Origin of the sequence: Serratia sp. PGPR-27 (genome assembly GCF_022678525.1) — a bacterium.
GTDB lineage: Bacteria > Pseudomonadota > Gammaproteobacteria > Enterobacterales > Enterobacteriaceae > Serratia > Serratia nematodiphila.
The window spans coordinates 171,012-180,602 of the sequence record NZ_JALBYS010000005.1 but is presented as its reverse complement, the minus strand read 5'-3'; the positions used below and the strand labels follow the sequence as shown (position 1 = coordinate 180,602).

The following is a 9,591-nucleotide window of genomic DNA, read 5'->3' as shown; positions in this document are numbered from 1 at the left end:
CATCGTCGGCAGCGTCAGATGTGTATAAGAGACAGCCGTTACTGAGGGTGTAAAATTCCCAATAATCTCCGTGGTAGTCCTTACACAGGAGGTTGAGCCAGGAAAATATCGGTGACTCGAGGTGAAGCCATTGCGGAATGTCACCAAAGTGCTGTAGCCAAAATGACAGGCGATCTTCGTCATTAACGAGACTCGCTGTCAGTGTTGAGTGGTTGCTTATCGGACGTGTTGATGGTGTGTTGTTGGCAATATTCTCTTTCACAGGAATTATCCTTACGTTGGTGAAGTTGACCCACCTGATAGAACGGTGGGCGAATGACATGAAGCCGTTATTTATTATTCAACGGTATAAAAGCAAACAGGCCCTGCACCCGAAGGGGCAGAGCCTGCTGATGTGCCATGTTGCTGGTGGGATAAACCAAGCCGTAAATACCGCGACACAGCAACGGTTTTTCGGGTTATTGCCAGTTAAAGGTAAAGTCGCCTTTGCTGGTTTGTACCGTCAGCTCAAGCGGGCGACACTTATTGAAGCCATTGTTACTGGGGGTGGTAAAAGAGAGAGTCTGGCCGTATCCCAGACGCTTGTTTACATTTTTCCCCCGACCCGCCATGGAAATCAGGCAGTTGCCGCGATTTAGCGTAATTGACTGAATGGTAATGTCGTTCTCCAGACTGGTCAGCGTCAGCTGCCAGACGGGATAATTGGGGTTATTGATGAGGTAAGTGGCCTGAGACTTTACAGACAACGGGGTTGTGCCGGCGAGCGCAGAAAAGCTGCCGATGAGCAGTACGGCGGTCAGTACATGTTTAAACATGAGGGGGCTTTCCTTTCTGAAAGATATTTAAGGTATTTGCCATTCTTGTATGGTATGAAGGTGGATTTCTTCGCGGAAGGCACTACATCAGCTGTTTGCCAACCATCATCAGGCCGGCCAGCCAGCCGATACACTGAGGGCCCGCCAGCCAGAACAGTCGGGCTTTTAAAAGGCCGCCCATTCCACCGGTGGTATAGACGCTGTCCGGCATCAGCCACTGGCGCAGGAAGGCGCCGATGGTCATACCGGCTCCGGGGCCGAGCGTCATCCAGAACAGATACCCCATTCCCTGCCCGAAACTGCGAATTTCGCCCGTATTCCCGAATACGTTAAACAGGACAACCACAAGCGCGATACCGAAGGCAATTGCGAAATATTTAATAATTAGCGCCATTCTGTTCAATCCTTATTTTCTGCACTGCTGAGCGGCGCTCAGCATGTTGTCCATAAAACGCGGGGGTACATAGCCGACCTGCTGATTCATTTTCTCCAGTTCCCCGTGGGTATATTTCGTTTTCAGCTCATCCCAGATACAGCCGCAGACCGCAGTGGTTCCGCCACCGGACTTGCAGCCCCGGATAAACTCTCGTTCGTTCTTGTCACCACAACCGCTCACGGCCAGAGTAGACAATAGCGTGAAGCCAAAAAATACGCCCCGGGGAGTCATCGCTAGATTTAATTTCTTTTTTATCATCGTGTTAGGTTCCGTATGTTAAGGCAGCCTCTGTTCAGAGTCTGTCAGACTCCACCACACCTTCTTCCGCAAGTGCATGGCTGATGTTGTTCACCACCGTATCCGGGGCGAGCCGGATTTCCGCCAGATGCTTACCCGCCTCAGGTGTTCCCTGGTAAACGTCCAGGGACGCAAACGGTTTGCCTTCATCGTTTGTCCCGGCAGATACCTGGTATGAGGTGTCGCCGTTCCGGACAGTGAATTCCTGCAGACTGATAACCTGATTGCTCTGGTATGCGTACGTGGCGGCGTGTGTCGGTACGGTAATGTCCATTTCCTTATGCTCTGCGCCGGTCTTCCCGAATGAGTACGATACCGACGGGGTGATGATGCAAATCTCGACCTCTTTTTTGTGGTTAGCGGTCTGCGCATAAAAGACGGGCTTTCCGCAGCGTTGGTGGTGTGCCTGTATAAGTGCGTCGGGCGTACCGGCCTTTGCTGCCGACAGCGTTGCCAGCATCATTCCGGTGCTCAGCAGCAGGGCTGTACCGTGTTTCATGTTTTAACTCCTCTTGGAATGGTGTGAGGTTCGGGAGGAAGTTCCCGGAAGGTATGAATGACGTTGCTGATAAAGTGAAAATGCGGAAGGGCGTTGATGAAGTCCTCCATGGCGATAAGTGCGTTAGTCTCGTTGCGATGTCTGAAATGCTGCTCTGAAAGCGAGACGGAGATAATCTCGTCAAGCGAGAAGACGTGAATGGCTCCCTGCCGGCTGGCCACCAGATACCAGTTTGCCTGTGAGAAAATCAGCCGGTAGGGCTCAAGGTGGTCGTGACGAATACCCTTAACCAGGAGGCTGATCATCCGGTGGTGGTAAATCCCTTCAGCAAGCCGCTGAAAGCAGTCCGGGAGGATCCCCGCTGGCTGCTGTACATGACCAATCAGACACGGCGATGTGCCGTTTTCATCCATCAGCAGCTGTATTAACTGACGGCTCTGTGAGGGAATGAGGCGGGCTATTCCGGTGTTGCGGGCAAACGCCAGTGCACCAGGAGTATGATCGCGCATTGGGCTAGTTCGTAACCGCCAGCAGCCGTTATTGCCAGTGAGATCCAGATGCAGCAAACGCTGAGAGAAATCCCGGCGCAGGGTGCGTTCAGATACGCCAAATTCACCGGACAGCGCTTTCAGTGAAAGGGATTCACCGGCAAGAAGCCGGCTGATAATCACCGACAGCCTGAGTGCCAGTCTGTCGTGTCGATGCGCAGGATCCGTGGCACGCATATGCCCTCCGTGAATGAAAAATACTTAGATAACTCATGCGGTTATTATGCAGGACGGGGTGGACAGGGTATGACCAGCGATGAGAGGGATCGCTAGAAAAGATGAAATATTTTTCTGTCTGTAACCGACTGAATTTACGTAGATAATCACGCATTTTTCAGCAAAGGGACTGCAGATGGTCATATCCTGTCAAGAATCAGGTCAGCAGTAGGCGTTGCCAGGGCGGAAGGAGGATGCAGTATGGCGTTGTATAAATCGCTCACTCAGTAAACGCAGTAAGAGGTGAAACAGAACGATGAGAGCCCAGCGGATGCTGTGGATCTCTTTCTCCGGCCAGCCTGCGCGCCGCCAGTAATCCAGGATCCGGGTTACTATCTGTCTTCGGATATAGCGCAGCAGCATGCGTAACTGGGGCCATGTCGCTTCCTGAGTATCATTTTCTACCTCCTCAAAAAAGTAAGTGCCACAGTGCAGAAGCGGCATTCACAATGCCGTCGCGGATTGTTCCCAGCACTTCCCGGACCGGTTTTGGCAGCGGAATGGCGTCCACTATCCGGCTGAACAGCTCACCCAGTAGATCGCCAAAATCCTGCCGGGCGGTACTCTCTGCCTCCGCAGATCGGTGCTCTTCTCTGACCTGGCGAAACACGCCGCTGCTGGCCTCCGGGGGCAGGGCAAATATCATGGTTTCGACCAGACGGGCCAGGTTGTAGCCGGTTTTGGCTGACACCGCATGCACCGGATAAGGACAGGAGAACTGCCGTGAGATAGCTGCGCTTCGGGCGGTCAGCGTCAGCAGCTGGCCGGTGGAGGGCTGACGTGCTGTGCTGCCCTGTCCCATTCCAGTGAGGGTTCCGCCTTGTCGGCCTGGTTAATAACGAAGATAATGCTGCCCGGTGAGACACCGCATTTGAGTAGGAGCCGGTGAAACGCTTCATCGGTCGCGCAGGCCCGGTCATCCGCTTTCATCACCCAGAGAATAAGATCCAGCGTCGGTAACTGCTCTTTATACAGCTGCCGGTATTCACGGTCATAGTCCAGAGATTCACCTGCACCGGGTAAATCGACCAGCGTCATGCGGCGCCCGCCGATATCAAGCGAGAAGCGAAGCGGTTCACGAGTACAGCCCTGGACATCGCTGACCGGACTAAGGGGCTGCTGAAAGAGCGCATTGCAGAGCGAACTTTTGCCACTCCCTGTTTTACCCATGATGCCGATGACTGGCTCGTAATGAATGTGCTGGCGGATGCGGTTCAGTATTGTGCGGGAGAGTGTTTCGGGCAGGAGAGACAGCTGTTTCTTCAGGGCATCAAGACCCTGTTCAGTTTTATCGGACACATAACCTCCGGGAGTGAAATAATAAAACGGTAGCATTTCTGCTGCCGTTCTCACCAGGGTAATATAGGTCTGAAACTTTTTTGAATGTAATTTTTTAGGGGGGCGAACTGTTCCTGTTGAAAGGACAGTTTAGGGTATGACAGAACAGGTGCAACAGACCCGTTATTATGCAGGCTATTATATGTGAAAAGAGTGCTAACTTGAGAGTAAAAACAAGCGGTTATCTGATGTGAAAACACGACTTTTAAGTGTTTTCTTCTTTTATTGTATTTTCCAATAAGTATACGTTAGCACTTGTCGGGTTGGTAATATAATAATATAGATACTCTTGTTAGTGTTTGTGTAGTTATATTAATAAGCGTGTCAGATAGATTAATGGTTATATTTGTAAAGTCAGGTAATAAACTAACCTAATGAATGCAATCAATCCAAGTTATCATATCTAGCGTCATATAAATAATACATATTCATATTCTCCCACTTCCTGATATTAATCTGCATGACAGAAAGTAATTTATTACTGCCTGTGTATATCTATTGAACAAACTCACTAACACAAGGTCATTTCATAATGAGCATTAATACTTACAGCTACGGTAAACTGAACCATAACTATGTTAAGCGTATTCAGGATACTATCACTAAAGCCCTGAATGATTATCCCCGTGTAATGGTCCTGAGGGTAGACCTTCGTTTGCCGGAGATTGAGACAGGTTCGTATAACTCAGATTCAGGAATAGTCACCCGTTTCATTGTTTCCCTTAAAGCTCAGATTGAGGCTGACCTACTGAAAAAAAAACATACAGGGAAGCGGGTTCACCCTTGTCGTGTTCGTCATATCTGGGCAAGGGAGTTTAATGAGTGCGGTAAAAAACATTATCACGTGGCCTTACTCTTTAATCGTGAAGCCTATGCTTATCCAGGAATAATGCCGCCAGCACCGTACTGCCAATCATTTCTATGGGGATAAGGGTGTCTTCATGTAGCGTCGTAATGACATTACGTAAAACTGAAGGAAATACATCTGTCGGATAGTTGTTAAGGTTACTCATTGTAATTACTCAATTTACGGTATCAGGAACATACATATCAGGATAAAGCAAAGTGGCAATAAAAAGCGAGCGAGGAAGGTTCCCGGAGCCCTGTCATCACCCCGTAGCCTGGTGAGCATCCCGGCCCATGGGCAACACAGGACCAGTAATGAGCTGCGTAAAAAAGGCGTGTTTATCTCCGACAGCGGGGTTCGCTCCATCTGGCAACGGCACGACCTGGAGAACTTCAGTAAACGGTTGAAGGCGCTTGAGGAAAAGGTTGCCTGAGAAAGCATCGTGCTTACCGGCGCTCAAATCGCAGCTCTGGAGAAGAAGGCGCACGATGACGAACTCAGCGGTGAATGCGAGACGGCACATCCGGTGTATCTGGGCTCGCAGGACACCTTCTACGTGGGCAATCTGAAAGGTGTTGATCATTCTACCAGCAGACGTTCGTGGATACGTATTCGAGAGTGGCACACTGCAAGCTGTATACGAGTAAAACACCGATCACTGTCGCCGACCAGCTCAATGATCGTGTACTGCCGTTCTACGAGGTTCAGGGACTGCCGATGCTGATAATACTGACCGACAGGTGTACGGAGTACCGTGGTAAAGTGGAGCAGCATGTAGTGACACCGGGTTATGCCGGTGTCACCGAATTTAAAACATACCGTAAAGCAGTGCGGAAACTGTCAATAAACCGCACCCCAGCACTATCACTGCGGTTGGGCCGCGCAGCGGTTTGAGCACCGGGCGGATTAACACTAGCCAGGTAGGAATAACAAACAGGAATATGGCAATTAATGGCCCGCAGACGGTTTCAATCATATTGATCACGTCCGGGTTTAAGAACACCACAATGGAAGTGACGATAAACATCACCACCGTTGTCAGTAGCTTCACGCTTTGGAGTTGACTATTGCGCTTAAGGTTGAACAGATCACTGGCGAGCACGTTAAAAGTTTCTGCCACCGGCATCGAGATCCCCAAAAACGACTTCGTCATGCCCAGAATAGCAATCAGCGGCGCCAGATACAGCATGGCACTCATTCCGCCCTGCTCACCAATCACCGACAGTACGTTTAAATTTTGAGCCTTCGCGATCTCAAAAGTTGAACGAGGGGTACTTAAAATACAACTCAACACGAAGAAAATAATACTGATGAAAATCAGCCAATAAGCTCGACGGATAACGCGAACTGATTGTGTCTCACCGCCGTGCCCCGGCTCGCGATACCAGGATGCCAGTGCAGGAATTAGCGGGGCAGAACAGAGTGAGAAAGCGATGAGCGGCAGAGTCAGCCACAGAGATTTCAGTGAGCTTGCGATGTCAGTGGTATGCGTCTGTCGCCACGCGTAGGTGATATTATGGATATCCCAGGCCGGAATTTGTGACGTTGCGACGACAATAATAGCAATCGCAAAAGGCAACGCCAACGCGCTCATAGTACTTACCACTTTGTCGCGACCTTTGCTCAATACAAGGTGCAAAATCACCAGTACAACCAGCGTCAGGGGAGCACGACTAATGCCGTTGATGTGCAGACGCTCGTTGAAAAAGTGACTCAGCGCATTTACCAATGAAACAGCATAGACCAGAGTCACCGGATAATGGGCCACGCAGAAAAACAGTTTCATCGCCTGACGGCCTTTGGAACCGAAGAAAGAGCCGAACAGGGGTAAGGTTTGATCAGTCTGGTCTTGGCCCTGCTTGTCGCGCATAAAAACGCGGCAGATAAGCACGTGCGGAACAAGCGAAAGCGGGAAAGCAAGAAGGAGTAGCGAAATAAACACCATCGGCCCATGGGTACCAATCTCAACCGGTAGAAATAGCGTTCCGGCACCGACGGTTGCGCCATAAACACCCATCATCCAGATGGTATCATTTTTTGTCCATTGCGGGCGTGTTATAGCAGTTTCTTTATTCATATTACTCACAGTGTTTCGGTATGACGATGACGTAAATAGTTATAACTGTAGGGTGTTCCAGACAGAACAAATAGAGTGTTTCTTATAGTTATCTCGACGTGAACGCTCCATACTACGGGTGGCAAGAGGCCAGCAGCAAGAGGTTTTTGGATGTGTCCTTGGCACGCCGCCCCCTGTCCGCTGCCCCTGAAACAAGCGCCTATTACGGCTTTACCGAACGGTGCTGATGAAAACAGGCTTGATGATTAGGAGATCGAATCGACCATTTTTGATAGCCATAACCATGAATCGTAGCATGATACACTCTCAGATAACGGGGAGTGGCGAGTTATTACGCGTAAAAATGCCTGCACTGCTGTTTTTTTAATCCAAAACCCGTTTAGCGCCCTGGATTATTTATTTCTATCCAAGGACGCTATAACTCAGCTACTAACGCCCTCAGTTCCGAGAGGCAGCATGTAACCTGTTATAAATATAGTGTCTATAGCTATTAAGAAGCGGTTTATCCCCACAATCGTTCAAAGCTCCTTTACACAGATGACGCATGTCGATATTGGCCTGGTAGAATGGTGATACCTTCAAGTTAGCTTGTTCCAGCAGTATCCCTCCCAGAAAAGCTATATCAGTCACCGATCCCAGGTCTGATACTGTTCGCATATTGGTGTTATCTCTCAGGCTAAACTGCGTAAGATGAGAGGCATCTGTTAGCGATGTCGTATAGCCGTTAGCCCAATCTATGCTCGGCTGATGGTCACCAAAATACATAAACATTGTTGGCTTTTGGCGCTGGTCGACAAACTGGAAAAATTCTGACATCGCTACGTCAGAATTTTTTATTTTTTCCATATAGTGACTGAATTTAGATGCAGAATCTTTGTTTTTTACCACCGAGGATAGTTGATAGTCATCCCTATGATCAGAAGCGTAAGGACCATGCTCATACATGGTAAGTGCATAGACAAAAATAGGCTTATCAGTATGAATATCTAAGATTTTTTTGATGTAATGCAGTATGTCTGCTGTGGTGATATGCCACAAATTATCTTGCAGACTACCGGGATAACCCAGCTCCTGTGGCTGGATAATCTTATCGACCCCCATCATAGTATAGGCGTGGCCGGCATTATAGGCTGACTTATTGAATGGAGTGAGTACCACGGTATAATAACCATTGGCTTTCATCTGTTTGAAAAGGCTATCATTCACATGGTCGATAACCGAGTAAAATACCGCATTTTTCCTAGCACCAAAATCATCACTGCGCAGTCCCGTGAGAACTGCAAACTCCGATAGCCAGGTCCCTCCTCCAAATGTTTGCACCCTCAAGAGTGTTTGTGCTTTCACAGCATTTCCTTGTTCAAACATGGATAAATGCGGTAGCAACGCTGGAGTCGGCACTTGATACAATCGCGGATCAGTGGTTGACTCTTGCAACAGCAGCACAATGTCGGGATATAGACTTGAAGCGGCTTTAGTTTCTCTGTGGAGGACGGCCGCGCGAGTGATGAAATCCCCTTCTCTATCATCAGAAAAGTACGGCGGATCATAGTCCGTCTGGCTACTCGACATAACCAAATTAGACACAACGCCAGTTCCTCCCGGCAGTCGACCTACCCAGTCGTTTTGATAACGCATAACACACTGGCTTACCAACCAACCGCTGGCTACCAAGATGGAAATAGCAATCAATTGTGGTGTAAATCCATGCCGGCGCGGTACCGCACGCCATCCAACAATGAGAGTGAAGATGACAAAAGCACCCAGCCCGACTAGGGCCAGTCCAGCGGCCGGGTAATGAAGCAGCGTATCCGCATTGGATAGGTCTGCCAACATGTAGAAGTCAGGGAACATCAATTTATCTTTATAATAATGCACCTTGAGTTGATTAATAAACTGCAGCACGATAACCAGTAGGCTGCCAGCTGACACGGAAAACATCGCTTTCGCAGAAATCAAATAAACCAGCCCACAAAAAAAAATAAAAGCGCCACTGGCAGTAACCAGGGGATAAATATCACCCGATGCATTACCCACCAAAATAATTAAAGCCGCAGTAATTAACAGAGTCAGATAAGAGTAAGACTTTGGCGCAGAACTAAACTGCGTCATTATCGATGGGTAAACTTGATATTTCACGATGCTAACGGTCTCCTGTAGAAACGCCCTTTACGGGCGACCTATAAATTTCTTGTAAAAAACAGTCGCCTCGGCAATATAAAAAGGTTTTATAGCTAGAAAGTAAAACCCACTGCTAACAATAAAGATCACACGCAGCATCTCTTTATCGCGAGGCCTGCTCCATTACTGGGGGGGAACTTGAATTTTTTAACCTTAAGATGCAACTCCATTAGAAAAACGGAAAAATATTAAAGAGTCATTTAGCGGTAATCTTGAAGACCAAAAAACATATAGCAACCAGTAAAAAATTTATCAAACGCACAGATAAAAGCCCCCTTCCATACCGTAACACCTCATCTTTGGCTAGTAACTAATACCTAGAGCATGAGCGATGCAATAC

At 48.6% G+C, this 9,591-nt stretch carries 10 protein-coding genes and 2 pseudogenes; 2 read left to right on the top strand and 10 right to left on the bottom strand.

The window, feature by feature from the left end:
* The 8 genes and pseudogenes from MMS95_RS04925 to MMS95_RS04890 form a co-directional block, all read right to left on the bottom strand.
* Nucleotides 1-262, bottom strand: a pseudogene (locus MMS95_RS04925) (antirestriction protein); the annotation flags it as partial.
* A gap of 196 nt (nucleotides 263-458) precedes the next feature.
* On the bottom strand, nucleotides 459-815 hold the full coding sequence (locus MMS95_RS04920) for a hypothetical protein (protein WP_032729491.1): 357 nt from the start codon (nucleotides 813-815) through the stop codon (nucleotides 459-461).
* Nucleotides 816-897: 82 nt separating this feature from the next.
* Complete coding sequence (locus MMS95_RS04915; RefSeq protein ID WP_032729490.1) at nucleotides 898-1,209, bottom strand: hypothetical protein; 312 nt, start codon at nucleotides 1,207-1,209, stop codon at nucleotides 898-900.
* Nucleotides 1,210-1,221: 12 nt separating this feature from the next.
* The gene (locus MMS95_RS04910) at nucleotides 1,222-1,509 is read right to left on the bottom strand and encodes a hypothetical protein (RefSeq protein WP_242141439.1); all 288 of its coding nucleotides are present in this window, start codon (nucleotides 1,507-1,509) and stop codon (nucleotides 1,222-1,224) included.
* Between the two features lie 34 nt (nucleotides 1,510-1,543).
* Nucleotides 1,544-2,047 carry a hypothetical protein gene (locus tag MMS95_RS04905; protein ID WP_226881293.1) on the bottom strand — a complete coding sequence of 168 codons (504 nt, stop codon included), beginning with the start codon at nucleotides 2,045-2,047 and terminating at the stop codon, nucleotides 1,544-1,546.
* On the bottom strand, nucleotides 2,044-2,772 hold the full coding sequence (locus MMS95_RS04900; RefSeq protein ID WP_032729489.1) for a WYL domain-containing protein: 729 nt from the start codon (nucleotides 2,770-2,772) through the stop codon (nucleotides 2,044-2,046). Before MMS95_RS04900 ends, MMS95_RS04905 begins: the two co-directional genes overlap by 4 nt.
* Before the next feature lie 448 nt (nucleotides 2,773-3,220).
* On the bottom strand, nucleotides 3,221-3,502 hold the full coding sequence (locus MMS95_RS04895; RefSeq protein ID WP_242141438.1) for a hypothetical protein: 282 nt from the start codon (nucleotides 3,500-3,502) through the stop codon (nucleotides 3,221-3,223).
* Between the two features lie 62 nt (nucleotides 3,503-3,564).
* Entirely contained in the window at nucleotides 3,565-4,110 is a 546-nt protein-coding gene (locus MMS95_RS04890) for a GTPase (RefSeq protein WP_242141437.1), read from the bottom strand.
* A gap of 571 nt (nucleotides 4,111-4,681) precedes the next feature.
* On the opposite strand from MMS95_RS04890, the gene MMS95_RS04885 reads away from it, so the two are divergent.
* Together MMS95_RS04885 and MMS95_RS04880 are read left to right on the top strand one after the other, a co-directional pair.
* Entirely contained in the window at nucleotides 4,682-5,080 is a 399-nt protein-coding gene (locus MMS95_RS04885) for an inovirus-type Gp2 protein (RefSeq protein ID WP_242141436.1), read from the top strand.
* A gap of 202 nt (nucleotides 5,081-5,282) precedes the next feature.
* Nucleotides 5,283-5,770, top strand: a pseudogene (locus MMS95_RS04880) (IS481 family transposase); the annotation flags it as partial.
* A gap of 34 nt (nucleotides 5,771-5,804) precedes the next feature.
* Here the strand turns inward: MMS95_RS04880 and MMS95_RS04875 are convergent.
* Together MMS95_RS04875 and MMS95_RS04870 are read right to left on the bottom strand one after the other, a co-directional pair.
* On the bottom strand, nucleotides 5,805-7,016 hold the full coding sequence (locus MMS95_RS04875) for an AAA family ATPase (protein ID WP_242141441.1): 1,212 nt from the start codon (nucleotides 7,014-7,016) through the stop codon (nucleotides 5,805-5,807).
* Nucleotides 7,017-7,511: 495 nt separating this feature from the next.
* Nucleotides 7,512-9,182 carry an LTA synthase family protein gene (locus MMS95_RS04870; protein ID WP_004856877.1) on the bottom strand — a complete coding sequence of 557 codons (1,671 nt, stop codon included), beginning with the start codon at nucleotides 9,180-9,182 and terminating at the stop codon, nucleotides 7,512-7,514.
* Nucleotides 9,183-9,591: the final 409 nt, after the last annotated feature.

What these genes read in the sequence shown, in the direction of transcription:
- MMS95_RS04910 (WP_242141439.1), bottom strand. Translation starts at nt 1,509, where the DNA reads ATGATAAAAAAGAAATTAAATCTAGCGATGACTCCCCGGGGCGTATTT.
- MMS95_RS04875 (WP_242141441.1), bottom strand. Translation starts at nt 7,016, where the DNA reads ATGATGGGTGTTTATGGCGCAACCGTCGGTGCCGGAACGCTATTTCTA.
- MMS95_RS04905 (WP_226881293.1), bottom strand. Translation starts at nt 2,047, where the DNA reads ATGAAACACGGTACAGCCCTGCTGCTGAGCACCGGAATGATGCTGGCA.
- MMS95_RS04920 (WP_032729491.1), bottom strand. Translation starts at nt 815, where the DNA reads ATGTTTAAACATGTACTGACCGCCGTACTGCTCATCGGCAGCTTTTCT.
- MMS95_RS04915 (WP_032729490.1), bottom strand. Translation starts at nt 1,209, where the DNA reads ATGGCGCTAATTATTAAATATTTCGCAATTGCCTTCGGTATCGCGCTT.
- MMS95_RS04885 (WP_242141436.1), top strand. Translation starts at nt 4,682, where the DNA reads ATGAGCATTAATACTTACAGCTACGGTAAACTGAACCATAACTATGTT.
- MMS95_RS04900 (WP_032729489.1), bottom strand. Translation starts at nt 2,772, where the DNA reads ATGCGTGCCACGGATCCTGCGCATCGACACGACAGACTGGCACTCAGG.
- MMS95_RS04870 (WP_004856877.1), bottom strand. Translation starts at nt 9,182, where the DNA reads ATGACGCAGTTTAGTTCTGCGCCAAAGTCTTACTCTTATCTGACTCTG.